The organism is Bradyrhizobium sp. WSM2793 (genome assembly GCF_000379585.1).
Lineage (GTDB): Bacteria > Pseudomonadota > Alphaproteobacteria > Rhizobiales > Xanthobacteraceae > Bradyrhizobium.
In genome coordinates this window covers 168937-186652 of sequence record NZ_KB902768.1, presented here as the reverse complement: position 1 = coordinate 186652, position 17716 = coordinate 168937, and the positions used below count along the sequence as shown (strand labels likewise).

General features: G+C 64.7%; 15 protein-coding genes. 2 read left to right on the top strand and 13 right to left on the bottom strand.

What is annotated here, in order from left to right; all coding sequences use genetic code 11:
- Positions 1–646: 646 nt before the first annotated feature.
- The 6 genes from A3AS_RS0100810 to A3AS_RS46975 all read right to left on the bottom strand — a co-directional run bounded on the left by A3AS_RS0100810 (position 647) and on the right by A3AS_RS46975 (position 6850).
- Positions 647–1396: a phosphorylase gene (locus A3AS_RS0100810; protein ID WP_026201539.1), complete on the bottom strand. Its 750-nt coding sequence runs from the start codon at positions 1394–1396 to the stop codon at positions 647–649.
- Positions 1393–3390, bottom strand: coding sequence for a squalene--hopene cyclase (gene shc / locus A3AS_RS0100805; RefSeq protein WP_018315698.1), 1998 nt, complete (start codon positions 3388–3390; stop codon positions 1393–1395). Before shc ends, A3AS_RS0100810 begins: the two co-directional genes overlap by 4 nt.
- 64 nt (positions 3391–3454) lie before the next feature.
- Complete coding sequence (gene hpnE, locus A3AS_RS0100800; RefSeq protein WP_018315697.1) at positions 3455–4711, bottom strand: hydroxysqualene dehydroxylase HpnE; 1257 nt, start codon at positions 4709–4711, stop codon at positions 3455–3457.
- The gene (gene hpnD / locus A3AS_RS0100795) at positions 4711–5550 is read right to left on the bottom strand and encodes a presqualene diphosphate synthase HpnD (RefSeq protein ID WP_018315696.1); all 840 of its coding nucleotides are present in this window, start codon (positions 5548–5550) and stop codon (positions 4711–4713) included. Before hpnD ends, hpnE begins: the two co-directional genes overlap by 1 nt.
- Positions 5540–6424 carry a squalene synthase HpnC gene (gene hpnC, locus A3AS_RS0100790; RefSeq protein ID WP_018315695.1) on the bottom strand — a complete coding sequence of 295 codons (885 nt, stop codon included), beginning with the start codon at positions 6422–6424 and terminating at the stop codon, positions 5540–5542. The genes hpnD and hpnC overlap by 11 nt, the downstream gene beginning before the upstream one ends.
- Before the next feature lie 192 nt (positions 6425–6616).
- Positions 6617–6850 (bottom strand): hypothetical protein, encoded by a 234-nt coding sequence (locus A3AS_RS46975; protein ID WP_018315694.1) that lies wholly within the window; start codon positions 6848–6850, stop codon positions 6617–6619.
- A gap of 460 nt (positions 6851–7310) precedes the next feature.
- On the opposite strand from A3AS_RS46975, the gene A3AS_RS0100780 reads away from it, so the two are divergent.
- Positions 7311–7808 carry a hypothetical protein gene (locus A3AS_RS0100780; protein WP_018315692.1) on the top strand — a complete coding sequence of 166 codons (498 nt, stop codon included), beginning with the start codon at positions 7311–7313 and terminating at the stop codon, positions 7806–7808.
- Positions 7809–7900: 92 nt separating this feature from the next.
- On the top strand, positions 7901–8734 hold the full coding sequence (locus tag A3AS_RS0100775) for a hypothetical protein (protein ID WP_018315691.1): 834 nt from the start codon (positions 7901–7903) through the stop codon (positions 8732–8734).
- Here A3AS_RS0100775 and A3AS_RS43170 read toward each other — a convergent pair.
- The 7 genes from A3AS_RS43170 to A3AS_RS0100740 form a co-directional block, all read right to left on the bottom strand.
- Complete coding sequence (locus A3AS_RS43170) at positions 8700–9914, bottom strand: MFS transporter (protein ID WP_157644187.1); 1215 nt, start codon at positions 9912–9914, stop codon at positions 8700–8702. The genes A3AS_RS0100775 and A3AS_RS43170 overlap by 35 nt on opposite strands.
- Positions 9915–9925: 11 nt before the next feature.
- Complete coding sequence (locus A3AS_RS0100765) at positions 9926–10087, bottom strand: hypothetical protein (protein ID WP_157644186.1); 162 nt, start codon at positions 10085–10087, stop codon at positions 9926–9928.
- A gap of 148 nt (positions 10088–10235) precedes the next feature.
- Positions 10236–10937: a class I SAM-dependent methyltransferase gene (locus A3AS_RS43165; RefSeq protein WP_049814752.1), complete on the bottom strand. Its 702-nt coding sequence runs from the start codon at positions 10935–10937 to the stop codon at positions 10236–10238.
- A 75-nt stretch (positions 10938–11012) separates the two neighbouring features.
- A complete protein-coding gene (locus A3AS_RS0100755) occupies positions 11013–13379 on the bottom strand; it encodes an RND family transporter (protein ID WP_018315688.1) in 2367 nt (788 codons plus the stop codon).
- A 208-nt stretch (positions 13380–13587) separates the two neighbouring features.
- A complete protein-coding gene (gene eutC, locus A3AS_RS0100750) occupies positions 13588–14373 on the bottom strand; it encodes an ethanolamine ammonia-lyase subunit EutC (protein WP_018315687.1) in 786 nt (261 codons plus the stop codon).
- A 6-nt stretch (positions 14374–14379) separates the two neighbouring features.
- A complete protein-coding gene (locus tag A3AS_RS0100745; RefSeq protein ID WP_026201538.1) occupies positions 14380–15966 on the bottom strand; it encodes a B12-binding domain-containing radical SAM protein in 1587 nt (528 codons plus the stop codon).
- A 148-nt stretch (positions 15967–16114) separates the two neighbouring features.
- Positions 16115–17497 (bottom strand): ethanolamine ammonia-lyase subunit EutB, encoded by a 1383-nt coding sequence (locus A3AS_RS0100740; RefSeq protein WP_018315686.1) that lies wholly within the window; start codon positions 17495–17497, stop codon positions 16115–16117.
- Between the last annotated feature and the right edge of the window lie 219 nt (positions 17498–17716).

Sequence of the window (17716 nt, the reverse complement as noted above, 5' to 3'; positions counted from 1 at the left end):
ACTACAAGATGGAGAAGCGAGCGAATGGTCGCCCGTGACCCGGCGATGGACGCTGACTACGTGTGCCGACACCGCAACGAATTGCCGTGTCTCACTTCAGGGGTGCAGTCCAGCACTGTCACCGTAATTTAGAGAAGCCGCCACTTGAGCCACTCGAAAATAGCCCATGCGAGTAGCAAGAGCCCGATTGGGATACCAACAGTGGTGATCAACGAAGATTCGTGCGGAGAGAACGCCGACGGAATTGGAAGGACGGAGAACACAGCCCCAATCCACAAGGCAATGTAGAAAACGGTCCGGCCACACCAATCTATTAGCGCGCCGTGCTTCGCTCCTTCGAGGACGGAATGAGTTTCTTTCGACGTCATGGTCGATACTCTTCCACCGATAAAAACCACCAGAATTCTCGCACAAATCCGATGAGTATGGAATCGCGCAAGCTGGCGAGCTCTATGCTCGCCGTTCACGATCTCGCGCGCCGAACTTGACCAGGCCCTTGATGTCCTCGAAGCGGCGATGCCGGCCTTGTGAGCGGAACGCAACGCGCATACTTCGCGACAGCGCGGTCCATCCAGGCGACGGACACGAAAGAAAAGGCCCGGTCGCGCGACCGGGCCTTTCTCTATTCTCAGCTTTCCGCCGCCGCTCAGGCCGCCTTCGACACCATTACCTCGCTCTCGATGAGCTCCGTGCCGATCAGATAGTCGCGGCAGCCGCGCAGCGAGCGCAAAGCGCGGTTGAAGTCGATGCCGGTCGAGACCAGCGCATGCAGCGTTGCCGGATTGCGCACGATGCCGCGCAGGACGGCCGCGAGGTCGATCTGGCCGTTCGGCTTGATGGCGGCGCGGGCGAGCGCCGGCAGCGCGCGGTGGGCGGGGTCACTGATGACGCGGACCGCGGCAAAGGGCAGCCCGGCCTCGGCGGCGTAGGCGGCCGCGATGTGGCTTTCCATGTCGACGGCGGCAGCCCCGGTCTCCGAATGCAGCGCCGCCTTGCAGGCGCGCTTGGTGACCACTTCCTCGGCACCGGCGAGGCTGCCACGCACCACGCGGCGACGGCCCGAGGTCAGGCTGTCGATCAATTCGTCGCCGAGCGAGAGCCCTGCGGCCCAACGGGTGTCGCCGTCGAGCACCTCGGTCGCCAGCACCACGTCTCCGGAGCGCAAGCTCGGGTCGAGCCCGCCGGCCACGCCGAACGAGATCACGCCACGAATCGTCTCCGGATCCACCACCGTCAGCAGTGCCCGCAACTGGGTCGGGCTGCTGGACGAACAAATAACCGCCATTCCGGGCCCGGCTGCGATGCGGGCCTCCTGAACCAGTCCGGTCACGATCAGTATCGGCCGCGGGTCGATGGCATTACCCGCGGTAAGATAGTCCCCCGTCCCCAAAGTCACATTCCGACCCCTACCACCCTGCTGTTGGTGTTCCGCAAGTTCCGATACCGCGCCAACGCCCACAGCGGGAAGAACTTCGGGTAACCATGATATCGCAGATAGAATACACGCGGAAAGCCTGTGGCGGTGTACCGTTGCTCGTCCCACAGTCCTTTTTTGTTCTGTGTTGCAATCAGGTACTCCACCCCGCGGGCGACGGCCGGGTGATCAACCTCGCCTGCCGCCATCAGGGCAAGCAAGGCCCATGCCGTTTGCGAGGCGGTCGAGGGGGCGGCCTCCCATCCCCGGTAGTCGAGGCGGTAGCTGACGGCGTCCTCGCCCCAGCCGCCGTCCTCGTTCTGGATCGAGGCCAGCCAGCCGGCAGCCTTCCGAATCATGGGGTCCTTGTGGTCGACCCCGGCCATGTTGAGGGCACAGAGCACCGACCAGGTTCCATAGATGAAATTCATGCCCCAGCGGCCGTACCAGGAGCCCTCGGGGTGCTGGGTCTTCCTGAGGCAGGCGACCCCGTCGGCCACGTGCTTGCTGGTCTTCTCGGTCTCGCCAAGCTGGGCCAGCATCGAGATGCAGCGCGCCGTGACGTCCTCGGTCGGCGGGTCGAGCAGCGCGCCATGGTCGGAGAACGGGATGTTGTTTAAATAATATTCGAGATTGTTGACGTCGAAGGCAGCCCAGCCGCCATCGTCGCTCTGCATGCCCTCGATCCACTCCCGGCCGCGGTCGATCGCCGCGTCGTAGCCGGTCGCACCGTGCTCCCGGCGCATGCGGTCCATCGACATCACCACCACGGCGGTGTCGTCGAGATCGGGGTAATGCGCATTGTTGTACTGGAAGGCCCAGCCGCCCGGACGCACGTCGGGCCGCTTCACGGCCCAGTCGCCCTTCAGCTCTAGCTCCTGCTTCGGGATCAGCCAGTCGAGGCCCTGCTTGGCTGCCGGCACCGCCTTGTCGCCGCCGGCTTCCAGCAGCGCATGCGCCGTCAGCGTCGTGTCCCACACCGGCGAAACGCAGGGCTGGCAATAGGCTTCGTCGTCTTTGATCACGAGCAGCTTGTCGATGCCCCGGCGTGTGATCGCGCGCGGCGGGAAGTTCTCGTCCTTGCCGAGCGCGTCGTACATCATGACGATGTTGGCCATGGGCGGGTAGATCGCGCCCATGCCGTCCTCGCCGTTGAGCCGCTCCTCGGTGAAGGCGAGCGCCGCATCGATGGCGCGCTTGCGCAAGGCCTTCGGGAACATCGGCTCGATCACGCGCAAGACGGCGTCGAGCGAGCGAAACAGCACGAACCAGGCCATGCTCTGGTGCGGCGCCTTCGCGGTCATGCCGATCGAGCGCGGATCCTGCAGGAATAATTCGTCGATGCCGACGCCCTTCGGGTTCTTCGCGCGCGGCTTCAGGGCTGCGAGCACCATCAACGGCACCATCGTGGTGCGCGCCCAGTATGAGATCTTGTTGAGGTGGAACGGCGACCAGAATGGCAGCAGCACGATCTCGATCGGCAGCACCGGCACCGCGCGCCAGGTGACGACGCCGAACATCGCCAGCAGGAAACGGGTGAAGACGTTGCTATGAATCGCGCCGCCGCGGGCGTGAATGGCCTCGCGCGCGCGCACCATATGCGGGGCGTCGACGGGATCGCCGATCATCTTCAGCGCGAAGTAAGCCTTCACGCTGGCGCTCATGTCGAACTCGCCGTCATGCACCAGCGGCCAGCCGCCATGGGCGCCCTGCACGCGGCGCAGATAATTGGCGATCTTGGCTTCGAGCACGGCATCGACCGGCTCTGCCAGATAGTGGCGCAACAGAACGTATTCGGCCGGAATCGTGCAGTCGGCCTCGAGCTCGAACACCCAGTGGCCGTCCGCCTGCTGGAAGTCGAGGACGCCCTGTGTCGCAGATGCAATGCTCGATTCCAGGATGCCCGATTGCAAGATCCCTGGTTGCAAGGTCCCTGGTTGAAGGGCTTCGCGGCTGGTCGCGTTCACGGAATCCATCTCGCTCGATTGCTCCGATAGTCGATTGAAATTGGCCGGGACGTCTGCCCGTCAGGGCCGCCTTTCAGGATCCTTTGGCGGCGAGAACCAGATCGGCGGCGCGATCACCGGATCGAACCGATCCCTCGATGGTTGCAGGCAATCCCGTAGCAGTCCAATCCCCCGCGAGGAACAGGTTTTTCAGCGCAGTGACCGGCCCCGGACGCAGGGCATTCTGCGCCGGCGTCGCCGCAAATGTGGCACGACGCTCGCGCACGATCTGCCAGGGGGGCAATTCGCCGGATACCCCGCCGGCCTTGCAGACGTCGTTCCAGATCGCCTGCGCGAGTTCCTCGCGCGGCATGTCGACCAGCCGGTCACCGTTGCTGATGGTGACGGACAGCCGGTTCGGGAACGCGAACAGCCATTCCACGACGCCGCCGATCACGCCCAGAATCGGCGCCGAACCCGGCGGCGGTGTGATCCGGAAATGCGCGTTCACGATGGCGCGGAATTCGGTCGGCGTCTTCACGCCCGGCAGCAGGCTCGCAGCAGCGCGCGGCGGCACCGCCATCACGACGACATCGCCCTCCCCGATCTGAACGACATCCTCGCCGCCGAAATTCAGCGCGCTGGCCCTGCCGTCGGTGGTCGTGAAGGAGCGCAGCTCATGGCCGAGCTGCACGGTATGGCCACGGTCCTGCAGGAACTTCACGGCCGGCTCGATCAGAACGGCGCTGAGGCCGTCGCGCGCGATCAGGGGACGGCAGGCCTGTCCGCCGGCAAGCAGCGTCTCGCGCACGATGGCGCCGGCGAGGCCAGCCGAGCCCTCGGGCGGATCGACGTTGAGCGCCGCGAGCAGCAGCGGCTGCACCAGACGCTGATAGAGCACGCCTTCGCAAGGAATGGATTTGCCGACCAACGTGTCTTCCGACGCCCAGATCAGCGGCGCCAGCTTCAGATAATCGGTGAGGCCCGTGTCGGGCACGCGGCGGCCTTCGTCGAGCACCCAGGTGGGCAGACGACCATTGCCGAGATCGATCTGCCAGCGCTGCCCGGTCTTGACGTCGACGAAGGGAAACTGCGCGGTTTCAGGACCGACGAGGCCCGCCTCGGTGCCGATCGAACGCGCATAGGCGCGCGCGTGGCTGTTGCCCGACAGCAGCAGATGGTTGCCGTTGTCGATGGTGAGATTGGTGGCGCCGTCGAAATAGGAACGGCAACGGCCGCCGGCCTGCTGCGTCGCCTCGTGCACGGCGACCTTGAAGCTGGCATTGGCGAGCCGCACGGCGGCGGAAAGGCCGGAAATCCCGGCGCCGATGATATGTGCTGTCTTTTGCATCAGATGAAAGCGTAGCGGAGCAGGATCAGGATACGTGTGACCTTTGACACACGCACCGGCTGGCGCGGCGCGTTGAAGCCGCGCGCAATCAGGAGATCCAGAATGGAATGATAGTACTTCGACATGATCCGCGGCGCGCGCACCGTGCGGCGCTTGTTGCGGTTCATGATCTCGTCCGACTTCTCGAAATGCGCCTTCGCACGCTGCGTCAGCGGCAGGCAGACCTTCGGCAGCGCGCGCTCGGCGATGACGCGGTTCGGATCGTCGGAGGTGATGCCGGCATGCAGCAGCGCCTCTCGCGGCAGATAGAGCCGGCCAAGGCCAGCGTCTTCGTCGATGTCGCGCAGGATATTGGTGAGCTGGAGCGCGCGGCCCAGATGATAGGCGAGCTGGATGCCGTCCTCCTCGGGCAGGCCGAACACCCGCACCGACAGCCGTCCCACCGCGCTGGCGACGCGATCGCAATACAGATCCAGCGTCGCCATGTCGGGCGCGCGGATGTCCTGCGGCACGTCCATCTCCATGCCGTCGACGATGGCGAGGAAATCCTCGCGCTTGAGGCCGAAGGTCTTCACCGAGCCGACGTAGTCCTTCAGCCGCGGCGGCGGATTGCCCTGATAGAGCGCGTCGATGTCGTTGCGCCATTGCTGAAGCGCGGCGAGCCGCTCCGCGCGAGGGCCGTCGGAATCGGCGATGTCGTCGACCTGGCGGCAGAAGCTGTAGATCTGGAACATCGCTTCGCGCTGGTCATGCGGCAGGATGCGCATCGCGGCGTAGAACGAGCTGCCGGATGCGGTCGAGCCATAATTGGCGCCGGGCGAGGTCGCCTCAAGCGTCATGTGCAGTCCCCGGTCTGGAAATGGCCTTGCGTCCGATTGCGCGGCGGCCGGCCTCGCCGATCATTCCAGCAAGGCTGAAGATGAGCAGTTCGAACTTGTTCAGGTGCACCCGCTCGCGCAGGGGATCGCGCACCTTCAAGAGGCGCACGATACGGTCGGCATAGGCCTGGATCACCGCCACGTCGACGCCGAGACGGAAATCCCGGATCTCCGCAGCCAGCGACCTGCCCTCGTCGAGCAGCGCTTCGTTGCGCGACGCAAGCGCCTGCAGGCAGGCCAGCATCGCCGGCGGCGACTGTGTCAGCCCGAGCTGCTCGACGGAGGCACCGTGTGCTGCCAGCGCATCGCGCGGCAGATAGACGCGGTTGAGCTCGCGGAAATCCTTGCCGCAATCCTGAAGGTGATTGTTGATCTGCAAGCCTGCGCAGAGCGCATCCGATGCGGCCCAGGTCGAGGTGCTCTCGCCGTGGACATCGAGCATGAAGCGGCCGACCGGCATCGCCGAGTAACGGCAATAGTGGATGACCTCGTCCCAGTTCTCGTAACGCAGCTTGGTCACGTCCATGCGGAACGCGATGAGCACGTCGAGCGCATGGCGCGGCGCCATGCCGCGCTCGGCCAGTGCACGGCGCAGGATGACGGCCTCAGCCTGGGTGTCGCCCTTGCCGAGCAGCTCCGCCTCGAGCAGGTCGAGATAAGCGAGCTTCTGGTCGGGCGGCAGGGTCGCGTGATCGGCAATGTCGTCGGCGGTGCGAACGAAATTGTAATACGCCAGGATCAGGGCGCGATGACGCGGATGAATGATCCAGGACGCGACGGGAAAATTCTCGTCGCGGTCACCCTTACCGGATCGCAATTCGCTCGCAGAGGTCATCGAGGGCTGGTTTACAATCGTTTGGACAGGAAGGGCTTCTTCGCTCGCGCGGGCTCATGCCGGCGATCCGCCGCGGCCCCCATATAGGGGAATACGGCCGCAAAACCAATCCTGTCTCTCGATGGCTGCCCCTTGCGGATCGGGCCCGAAAAGGCGGCCCAAAGGTCGCCTTTTGTAGGCCAGTGGCCGAGCTTATTGGTTGTGGGTCTTCAGGACCTGGTCGCAGGCCTGGGAGATCTTGGCCCGGTTCTCCTTGAGGCAGGCCAGGATGGTGAAATCGCCCTGGTCGATGACCGGACGGCAGAACTTCTGCACGTCGCGCGTGCAGGCCTTCTGCTCGGCGTCCGTGCCACGGCCCTGCTGGGCGAACGCCGCCGTCGAAACAGAAGCCGACAGCAGGGTGAGAGCGACGAGAAGCTTACGCATTGTATTCCTTCATTCTGACGGCAGAATCGCACCGGACCCGGACTGCACAGGGCGGACGACCGGAACGGATTGTTCTGATGGCATGTCGCCGCGGGAGGTGCGGCCTCAGAGAAGGCACAAGCACTGGCAAATGCGGCCAAATTGGCGCCACGCCCACCAAATCAGGTCTTCCCTGCGCCTTCATTGGCAGATGTAAGAGATTGATACTACGTCATAATTCGGGAGCACTGCGTTTTACTGCATACCTGTTGCAGAGCTGCATCTGTCCGCCCCGCCTTTCCCGCTGGAAACACGCAGAAACAGGGCAAATCGACCGGTCCAGGACTGGCGAGAGGCGTCGTGAACCGCCATCTCTGGCGGCCGGGCTTTGAACCTGACACTGGCTCGGAGCACTAAACTTTCGATGTGGCGAGACGTTATCGCGCGTAAGCGGGCGTCGTTCCAAAACGGGATATTTGAGATGAAATTCTTTGGGCGATCTGGACTGGCAATCAAGGCGGCCGGCATCGGAGCGGCGCTGCTCTTCTCGGTTTCGGCAGGCCACGCTCAGTCGTCCGGCCCCTTTGCCGGTTTCGACGGCGCGTGGACCGGCACCGGCACGGTGTCGCTGTCCGACGGCTCCACCGAGCGCATTCGCTGCAAGGCCGACTACAAGGTCGCCGGCAGCGGCCTCAATTTGAAGCAGGCTCTGCACTGCGCGTCCGACAGCTACAAGTTCGACCTCACCAGCGACGTGACGAGCCAGGGCGAGCGCATCTCCGGAAACTGGAGCGAGTCCAGCCGCAACATCTTCGGCAACCTCCAGGGCACCGCCGGCGGCGGCCAGATCGACGTGTTCGTCGAGGCCAACGGCTTCGCCGCCAATCTGTCACTGCGCACCAACGGCACCAAGCAGACGGTGCAGATCTCTTCCAAGGGCGAGATCCGCGGCGTCAACATCACCATGACGAGGAGCTGATTTCGTCCGGCTTCAATGGAATCATGGCCCCCGGTTCTCGCGAGCCGGGGGCTTTTTGCTGACATGAACTCACCCGGAACGGACTTGCCGAGATGGACCCGATACGCAGGCATCTGCTCAAGGCCGCCGGGCTCTTCGTGGCCTCTCGCGCTTTCGCCAATGATCAGCAGGGAGCGAACATGCAGCCTTCGTCCGTGAAGCCGCGTCACGTGCTCTGCTTCCTCGGCAGGAACGACAGCCTGCTGCGACCGCCGAAGGCGGTGGCCAAAACCATCGCCGATTTCGGCTTCGAGATCGACCGCAGCTATTCGCAGGCAAAACCCGATCCGCACATGGAGCGGTCGTTCGGGGTGTGCTGGGACCGCGTCTTTCCGAAGGCATGGTCCGCGGCGGACGAGGCGGCGGTCGCCAATCACAAGGCGGTGCTCTACGTGCTGAGCCCGCGGATGGATCAGGAGAAGACCGCTGCCGGTTCGGCCGCAGCGCTGCAGATCGTGGACGAGATGTTCGACGCGGGCGCGGTTGCCGCAAAGGGCGAAAGCGCCGGCGTCGCACACGGCGTCGCGCGCTGGCGCAGCCTCGCCGATCAGGCGCGCAACGGCGCGAAGACGGACCAAGGCCTTCGCATGACGCCCGCCGTCGCCAAGGCCTGTCGCCTCGCCTTCGCCAAGCGCCCGCTCGCCGGCGATCGCTACTTTGAGAGCGTCGGCTATCACCTCGTCGGCCTGCCGGAGGTCTATGTCGCGAAATCGCGCGGCAACGAATGGTCCGCGGTGATGCTGATGGAGGAGATCGCCAACGCCATGGCCGAGCGCGGGATCGATGCAACGCTGCGCGATCGCAAGCTCATGCTGTCGCACGAGCAGGACTACGCCGAGAGCGATTTCAAGTTCAATCCGTACGGGATCGTTCGGATCGACGCGTGAGCGGGACAACAGCGACCAGCAGCCCGAGCAGTCCGTAGGCGCCCGCCAGGACCAGGATCAGGCCGCTGTCGCCGGCAGTGTCGACGGCAGCGCCGGTGAGCGGGCCGCCCAACATTCCGCCGATGCCGCTGGCGAGCGTAAAGGCTGCGCTGCCCGCCAGTAGGGTCGGCCCGCCGAAACGATCGCCCAGTTCGGCAAGCGCGACGGTGGTGACGCCGTATGCGCACGCGCCCCAGACGAACAGCAGTATGAACAGCATGAGCAGTCCCTGCTGGACGGCAATGGCGAGCAGGACAGCGCCGGCTGCGGTCGCGGCTGCACACCCCAGGAGCACGAGCCGCCGCGGACACCGGTCTGCAAGCCAACCGACCGGCACTTGCAGGAACACGTTGCCACCATTGAGCAAGGCAAGGCCGATGGCCATCGCCTGCTCGGAATATCCGTTCCTCATCCCGAAGGCCGGCAGAAAGCTCAGCGTGGCATGATCGAACAGGGCAAAAGTCGCGACCGCCGCGAGAAGCACGGGCGCGCACGGAATGAAGCTCGTGATCGGCGTGCGCTCCTTGACGGAAAAGCTGGGCAGCCGCGTCGCGAAGATGGCCGTGATCAGCGCAGCGGCGAGCAGGGCCAATATGCCGACCGCGAATGGCCGCCACCCCGAGGAGCCCGTGAGCGCAAGCGCGAAGGGCCCAAGCGAGAAACCGGCGGCCAGCACGGCCGCATAGAGTCCCATGACGCGGCCGCGATAGACCGGCACGGCGATCTCGTTCAACCACGCCTTGTTGACGATGTAGAAGCCGCCGATGGCGAGACCAAGCACGAACCGCGCCGGAAACCAGATCCATAGCGTGCGAAAGACCATCATCAGGGCGAGTGCTGCGGCCGCGATCAGGGCAAGCCCGACGGCAGCCTTGTAGGCACCCGTTCCCTGCACGAGACGCGGCACGCAAAGCGCGGAGCTCAAAAGCCCGATCGGCATCATCGCGGCGTTGGTGCCGATCAGAAGGCCGCTGAATTGCTCGCTCTTGAGAACGAGAGCGAGCAGCGGCGACGACAGGCCGACCGCGACCGCGAACACGCCCACCGTTGCGGTCACGAGGGCGACCTCCGCCCAATTCGGCGCCTCGACGCTGTCGACGCCACCTCCAGACGCCGCCTCATGGGCCGGCTCAGCGCGCATGTCGCCCATCCTCAGAGCTGAAGCGCGCCATCGATATGGTTCCTCAGCGCGTTGTTGGTTCGCACGTCCACCTGCTGCATCGGCAGCGATGCGGACCAGCTCCCCGCAGCTTGCAGTTGAACAAGATGGAGCCGCAAAAGTTCATCAGCACTGGGAAAGTCTGCGTGTTCCATCAGACTTTGCGGTTGCACTGGGCGGACGTCAGCTTCTGCCGGCCGCGATCGACGCGATCAGTCCAGGATCAAATCGGCCTGGCGACGCATTCGCATCGGCACCTGAAATAGATCGAGTCTGGGTCCTCTCCCCACGCGTCCCAGCCGGCTAGCGCCGCCTGAATTTCGTCATCCGTCGCGAGCCCCTTGCGGACGAGTTGCGGCCCCAGGCTAAGCAGGCTCCGCCGCGCATCGGCAACAGCTTCGCTGCGGCTGACGGCATCGGCACTGTGGTTGACATAGCTGGCGCCGGCCCAGACCGGCGTGAAGCCGTGGGCGCGAAGAATCGAACTCTGCCGACGGCCGAAGAAGAGCGCCCCGGCTCAACGTGCTCGTACCAGCGTTGCCAGAGGTCCAGCGCGAGGTGCACGCCGTCGATTTCGGGGTGAAGAATGTTGCCGCCGGCATCGGCATCGCGCGTTGCGACGAAGCCACCCGGCTTCAGCACCCGCCGCGCTTCCGCCAGCGTCCGCATCAGTGTCGACCGGCTCTGATGGTAGAGCACCGCGTGAAAGAACACGGCGTCGAACGATCCATCCTCGAACGGAAGCGCAGTCATGTCGGCTTCGACAAAGGCCAGATTGGTCGAACCCGCCTTGACCGCGAGCTCGTTGGCGGCCGCGATCGCCTTCGGCGCGATATCGACTCCGACCGCCCTTCCGACAAAGCCCGCGAGCGCCGCCGTGATGGTCCCGGGCCCGCAACCGGCGTCGAGCAGGATCATGTCCGGCGTCAGGAACGGGATGAAGAACGCAGCGGAATCGCCGCCTCGCTTCTGCTGAAACTGCACGATTGAACTGTCGTACCGCATTGGCCGCATCCTCGGCCGGAACACCGGCGCAGTCGTCCAGGCTGCGCCGATTCCATGTCCGATGGATGAAACCGCTCAGATCGCCGGCTTGTCGGTCCCTTGCAGCTTGGCGTGCAGATTGATCAGCCACATCGCAGTCGGCCGCAGGATGAAGAGGTCGGCGACCAGCGCCATCACCATCGAGAAGGCGCTGAGCCAGCCGAACAGCCGGAGCGACGGCAGATCGGAGAACACGGTGACGACGAGGCCGCAGGCCAGCACCACCGTGGTCAGGATCAGCGCCGGGCCGACCAGCACCGTCGCCCGCTCCACCGCGAGCGCCGAGCCGACGCCCGGCTTGCTCTCGAGCCGGAGGCGGTTGAGGAAGTGGATGGTGGCGCTGAGGCCGAGCCCGAACGAGACGGTAAGCGCGACGACGCTGGCGAATTGCAGGCCCTCGCCCATCGCCCACAGCACCGTTCCCGACATCACCACCGGGAAGATGCCCGGCAGGATGCAGGCGAACATCACCACCCAGGAGCGGAACGCGAGGCCGATGAAGATCGCGACCAGCGCGAATTCGACGGTGAGCCCGCGGTTCAGCTTCTCGATCATGCTGGCCGAGTTGCGCGCGGCGATCGCGGCAAGGCCGGTCACCGCGACCTCGTAGCCCGGGTGCTTCTTGCGGACGGCGTCGAGCTCGGCATCGAGCTTGTCGACGATCGGCAGAAGCTGGCTGGAATCCTTGTCCGGCACGCGGCCGGCGACCACCACCGCGTCCTGCTCGGCATCGATGAAGCGCCGCACCAGATGCTCGGGAATGACGCTGACATATTCCTTCAGCGTGGCGACGTCGGCGCTGCCGGCCTTTTCCGCAAGCCAGCGGCGCAGGGTCTCGACCGACCAGACATTGCCGACACCGGCCGCCTTCTCCACGGTCGCATGCACGTCCGCGATGGTCTGCAGAGTCTCCGGCGAATAGAGCGATTCACCCTTGGGGAACTGGATCAGCACATTGACCGGGTTGGCGCCGGTGAGCTTGGCATCGAGCCGGTTGCTGGCAGCGACCGCCTGACGCTTGTCGGGCACCTGGTCGGCAAGCCGGTAACGCGGCTCCAGATTGGCGTAGATGACGCCGAGGCCGCCGACGAACAGCACCGCGATCAGGCTGAACAGGCCGGGCCGGCCCACCATCCGCACCGCGATCCAGTAGCAGAAATTGCGCAGCGCCTGGACGCCGGCATCTGCGCTCTGGAATTTGACCGCGAACGTCTTCTCGTTGCGCACGAGCAGCACGCCGAACACCGGCACCAGCGAAAGCACCGCAACCAGCGCGATGATGGTGGCGGCGAGGCCCGCCTCGCCGAACTTGCGGATCAGGTCGGAGTTGGAGAACTGCAGCGCGATGAAGGAAATGCCGGCGGTGCCGTGCGTCAGCACGCAAGCCGGGCCCACCACCAGCACCGCGTTCTTGAACGCGGTGAACTTGTCCTGGCCCGCGATCAGCCGGTCGCGCGCGGCGAAGGTGAGCTGCATCGAGTCCGAGAAGCTGATGACCATGATGAGCGGCGTCATCACGTTCAGGAACATGTTGAGATTGAAATTGGCCCAGCCGAGCGCGCCGAGCGCCAAGAGGATCGCGATCATCGGCGGGAACGCCGCAGCGACCATGAACGAGATCTTGCGGAAGAAGATGATGGCGATGATGCAGCCGGCGAGGATGCCGAGGATGTTGTAGGTCAGCCCGTCGCGCTCGACGGCGTTGCGGATCTCGAGCTGCATCACCGGCACGCCGGAGAGCTGCACGTTGAGACCGGTATCGCTGAGATCCTCCTTCATCAGCGCGCGGATGTCGCCGACGGTCTTGGTCAGCTTGCTGGACGCCACCACCTCCGGATCGAGCGACAGCACGACGAGCGCCAGCGTGCCGTCTTCCGACAACAGCTTGCCGCGAATGATCTCGTTGTTTTTGACGGTCTCGATGAACTTGTCGTAGTCGGCGCCTTCGGGCAGCTCGGCCGGGAACAGCGCCGCCGGCAGCTTGCCCGGCGCCGGCGCCTGGCGTGCCGAGAACAGCGAGACCAGCCCGCGCGTGCCTTCGACCAGCTGCAGGTCGGTGATGAAGTCGCGCAGCTTCTCCAGATTGTTCCGGGCCAGCAGGTTCTTGCCCTCGACCACGACGAGGACGTCGAATTCCTCGGCCGGGAACTTCTTGGTCACCTCTTCATATTGGTGGAATTCGCGACTGTCGGAGCGAAACAGCTGCGACAGCGAATCGTCGATCTTGATCCGGTGGATGCCGAACACGGCGCCGACGATCAGGACGAGCAGGACGATGCAGGAGACGATCGGCGCCCGGACGGCGATCAGCCCGATGCGCTCCAGCCCGAAGGCGATCGAGGACGTAGGTCCCTGCTCGACCTTGTCGACATGAACCTCATTCTCGCTGTGCTTTTCGAGCATGCCTTATCCAGTTCCTAAATCGGCTCGGTCTGAGAGCTTATTGCGCCCCGCGAACGGCTTGAAAACGCCATACCAATGGGAGGCTTGCCCTTTGAAAATGCGCGGAAAATCGCCGCCCGGGGTTTAGCAGGTCAATCACCCTTCTCGCAAGCAGGCGAAGTGTGGGCAAATCGATCAAGATGCGGCGATTTCGGGGCCTGACCACAGGTCATCCCGGCGAAGATGTGCCAATTCGACGCGGCGCGCGGTCTGCGCTCTCGTCCTTCAGCGCCACACCGGTGACCTGCCGGTCAAGCCCCTCACGGACGAGCCAGGCGATCTTGAAGGCGGCCTCGTCGTAACTCAACCCAGCGTAGTGGATATTCGACACGCAATTTCGCTCGGCGTCGGTGCGGCCGGGCTTCGGCGCAAAGGTCAGATAGGCGCCGAGGCTATCGGGCGCCGACAGGCCCGGCCGCTCACCGATCAGCATCAGGGCCATGCGCGCGCCGAGAATGGCGCCGATCTCGTCGCCGAGCGCGACGCGCGCGCCTGAGGCGACGACGACATGGCCGACCGCGACGTCGTCCTCTTCCGCGAGCAGCGGCAGCAGGCGCCCCACCAGCCCCACCGCATGGGCGTGCACCGCCGCCGCGGACAGGCCGTCGCCGATCACGAGCGCAAGCCGGCACGGCGCCGAGGCCGCTCGTGCCAAGACCTCGGCTGAACTGGGGTCGAGTCGTCGTCCCAGATCCGGCCGCAGCAGATAGTCTTTGCGGTCGACCGCCTGGCTCCTCACCTCCGTGACGGCAAGGCCCAGCGCGCCGAGATCGGCGGCCAGACGCGGCGCATCGAAGGCGGCATGCACGGCATCGCGGGCGCGGGCATGATCGAGCGTGAAATCGAGCAGCGCCTTGGTCGGCACGCTCGCGCCGCTGCGGCCGAGTGCCACGCGCGCGGGCGTGAACGCCCGCAGATCGAGGGTCGGACGGCGCGGCAGGGCCGGATCAGACATGTCGCATCATTCGGCGGGAACGGCGGCCTCGCGCAGCCGGATCGAATAGTTCGAGGCGTTCTGCCTGCCGCTGGAGGCCGCGCGCGCAAAGGTGATGAGGTGGTGCGCGATCAGGGTGCATCCGATCAGGCCTTCGATATCGCCGCGCTTGAGGCGCCCCACCGCAAACTTCCAGAACACGCGCTTGTAGTCGCCGAGCACGCCGACCTTCCAGAAGATGTTGCGCAGCATGACGAGGCCACGCCTGATGTTGGCCCAGGTCTTCATCTCATCCGGGGTCGGCACCTTGAGGCGGTGAACATAAACGTGGTCGCATTGATACTGGAAGCGCGCGTAGACCTTCTCGGGCGCATACGCGACCGCCATGGCGTGCTTCCAGGACGCGACGACGTCATCATAGGGCAGCAGGAAGTCGACGTTGGAATCGCGGCCGTCGTCCTCGATCAGGCGCCCCTCGCGCTCCAGCCGGTCCCACAGCGGCGTCTTCGGCAGCGCCTGAAGCAGGTTGATCGTCAGCAGCGGAATCCGGGACTCCTCGACGAAGCCAAGCAGCGCCTCAGACGTATTCGGCTTGTCGGTGTCGAGCCCCATGATGATGCCGGAGACGACCTCCATGCCGTAGGAGTTGATGGTGCGCACGCCCTCCAGAATCGGGACCATCATGTTGTGGTCCTTCTGCATCGCCTTCAGCGCGTCGGGATCGGGCGTCTCGATGCCGCAGAAGATGGTGATGAAATAGGCCTCGCGCATCTTCTCGAGGATTTCGGGCCGCTTGGCGATGTTGAGCGTCGCCTCGCAGGCGAGCCGCACCACGTAGCCGGTCCGCTTCTGCCATTCGATCAGATGCGGCAGCAGGTCCATCGCCGCCTTGCGATTGCCAATGAAATTGTCGTCGACGAAATAGACCGTGTCGGTCATGCCGCATTCGCGCAGGCGGTCGAGCTCGGCGATGATCTGCTCCGGCGACTTGAGGCGCGGGTTGCGGCCATAGAGACCAGGGATATCGCAGAACTCGCACTGATAGGGACAGCCGCTGGAATACTGGATGCTGCCGAGGAAGTATTTCTTCACGTCGGCAAGCTCGTAGGCCGGGATCGGAAACTCCGTCATCGGCACGCGGTCTTTGGTCGTCAGCACCACCTGGGCCTCGGGACGCGAGGCGTCGCGCGACAGGATCTCGATCAGCTGGTTGGTGGCATCGCCGAGCTCACCGACATGGAGATAGTCGAAGGACGGATAATAGTCGGGACAGGCGCTGACGGAGGGACCGCCGAGCGCGACCGGCAGATTGAATTCATGAGCGCGGCGGCAGATGTCGTTCATCTGCTGGCGCTGGATGTGCATGCCGCTGACGAAGACCGCTTCCGCCCACTCGAACTCTTCCCTGGTGGTGCGGCGGAGGTTCTCGTCGACGAATTTGACCTGCCAATCCGGCGGCAGATAGGCCGAGATCAGCAACAACCCCTGCGGCGGCATGAAGGCGCGGACACCATCGGTCAGGGGATAGGAATGCTCGAATGTCCCGAACGACGAGGTGTAGCGCGGAAACACACAGAGAATCCGCCGGGACGTTCCGTTACTTTCAGCTCGCATCTAAGCTCCCCCGCCACGACTGATGGTGCGGAAATTGCCAGCCAGACACATAGCGTAACGCTGCCGCCGGAATTTCTCAATATTGTGGCACAAGCATAATTCGGAGAGGGACCAATGGTTTCCTGAAGGCCTTAGGGAGCTTCCAGCCTCAGGCGATCAGCCGCGAGGCAAAATCGGGCAGCAGGCCTGCATCGCCGGCAAGACGGAAATCGGCGCCCGTAATCCCTGCCTGCGCCAGCCAGTCGTCGAATTCCGGCGCGCGGCGCAGACCGAAGACGTCACGGACATAGAGCGCGTCGTGAAAAGACGTCGACTGGTAGTTCAACATGACGTCGTCGGCGCCGGGCACGCCCATGATGAAGGTGACGCCGGCGGCGGCGAGCAGCGTCAGCAGATTGTCCATGTCGTCCTGGTCCGCCTCGGCATGGTTGGTGTAGCAGATGTCGATCCCGAGCGGCAGGCCGAGCAATTTGCCGCAGAAATGATCCTCCAGTCCGGCCCGGATGATTTCCTTGCCGTCATAGAGATATTCCGGGCCGATGAAGCCGACCACGCTGTTGACCAGCAACGGGGCAAAGGCGCGGGCGACCGCATAGGCGCGCGCCTCGCAGGTCTGCTGGTCGACGCCGTGATGGGCGCCCGCCGACAGCGCCGAGCCCTGGCCGGTCTCGAAATACATCACGTTCTGCCCGACCGTGCCGCGCCCCTGCGACAACCCGGCCTGCTGCGCCTCCTTCAGAAGCGCAAGGTCGACTCCAAAACTGCGGTTGGCGGCCTCGGTGCCGGCGACCGACTGGAAGACGAGGTCGACCGGCACGCCCTGCCCGATCAGCGCCAGCGTCGTCGTGACATGGGTCAGCACGCAAGCCTGCGTCGGGATCTTCAGCCGCGTGATGATCTCGTCGAGCAGCCGCAGCAATTGCGCGATGACGGTCGGATCGTCGCTCGCGGGATTAATGCCGATGCAGGCATCGCCGGCGCCCAGCAGGATGCCGTCGAGGATCGAGGCGGTGATGCCCCTGGCATCGTCAAAGGGATGGTTGGGCTGCAGCCGCGTGCTCATCCGCCCTTTCAGGCCGATGGTGTTGCGGAAGGCGGTGGTGACCTCGCATTTCCGCGCCGCCAGAATCAGATCCTGATTGCGCATCAGCTTCGACACTGCAGCTGCCATCTCCGGCGTGATGCCGCCCGCCAGCTTGCGCAGGACATCCGGCGTCGCCGCATCCGACAGCAGCCAGTCGCGGAAGCCGCCGACCGTCAGGGACGCCACCGGCGCGAAGGCCTTCGCGTCATGGCTGTCGATGACGAGGCGGGTGACCTCGTCGGCCTCGTAGGGGATCACGGCTTCCTGCAGGAATTGGCCGAGCGGGACGTCGGCGAGCGCCATCCGCGCCGCGATCATTTGCTCGGCGGTGTCGGCGGCGATCCCGGCCAGCCGGTCGCCAGAGCGCGGTGGCGTCGCCCTGGCAAGGAGGTCGCGAAGGTCCGCGAAGGTGTGGGTCGTGGCGTCGATGGTATGGCGGTAGACCAAGGGTCGCTCCGGGGTGCGTCGGCCGGTGGCCGACCTAAGACTATCCTGAAACTCTACCTTCGGATCAAGACGCTGAAATAACTTGCCTTTCCTACGACCAAGGACGGAGGCAGCCAACGGCCGTGTTAACGCCGCATCCATTTTCGTTCTGCATAATTTTGCATCAATTCTACACGATCCCGTTCACCGGCCGCTGCAGGCCATTCCGGGCCTCCGAAA

What these genes read in the sequence shown, in the direction of transcription:
- A3AS_RS0100745 (WP_026201538.1), bottom strand. Translation starts at nt 15,966, where the DNA reads ATGCGAGCTGAAAGTAACGGAACGTCCCGGCGGATTCTCTGTGTGTTT.
- hpnD (WP_018315696.1), bottom strand. Translation starts at nt 5,550, where the DNA reads ATGACGCTTGAGGCGACCTCGCCCGGCGCCAATTATGGCTCGACCGCA.
- A3AS_RS43170 (WP_157644187.1), bottom strand. Translation starts at nt 9,914, where the DNA reads ATGCGCGCTGAGCCGGCCCATGAGGCGGCGTCTGGAGGTGGCGTCGAC.
- hpnE (WP_018315697.1), bottom strand. Translation starts at nt 4,711, where the DNA reads ATGCAAAAGACAGCACATATCATCGGCGCCGGGATTTCCGGCCTTTCC.
- A3AS_RS0100775 (WP_018315691.1), top strand. Translation starts at nt 7,901, where the DNA reads ATGGACCCGATACGCAGGCATCTGCTCAAGGCCGCCGGGCTCTTCGTG.
- A3AS_RS0100755 (WP_018315688.1), bottom strand. Translation starts at nt 13,379, where the DNA reads ATGCTCGAAAAGCACAGCGAGAATGAGGTTCATGTCGACAAGGTCGAG.
- shc (WP_018315698.1), bottom strand. Translation starts at nt 3,390, where the DNA reads ATGGATTCCGTGAACGCGACCAGCCGCGAAGCCCTTCAACCAGGGACC.
- A3AS_RS0100780 (WP_018315692.1), top strand. Translation starts at nt 7,311, where the DNA reads ATGAAATTCTTTGGGCGATCTGGACTGGCAATCAAGGCGGCCGGCATC.
- A3AS_RS46975 (WP_018315694.1), bottom strand. Translation starts at nt 6,850, where the DNA reads ATGCGTAAGCTTCTCGTCGCTCTCACCCTGCTGTCGGCTTCTGTTTCG.
- eutC (WP_018315687.1), bottom strand. Translation starts at nt 14,373, where the DNA reads ATGTCTGATCCGGCCCTGCCGCGCCGTCCGACCCTCGATCTGCGGGCG.
- A3AS_RS0100765 (WP_157644186.1), bottom strand. Translation starts at nt 10,087, where the DNA reads ATGGAACACGCAGACTTTCCCAGTGCTGATGAACTTTTGCGGCTCCAT.
- A3AS_RS43165 (WP_049814752.1), bottom strand. Translation starts at nt 10,937, where the DNA reads ATGCGGTACGACAGTTCAATCGTGCAGTTTCAGCAGAAGCGAGGCGGC.
- hpnC (WP_018315695.1), bottom strand. Translation starts at nt 6,424, where the DNA reads ATGACCTCTGCGAGCGAATTGCGATCCGGTAAGGGTGACCGCGACGAG.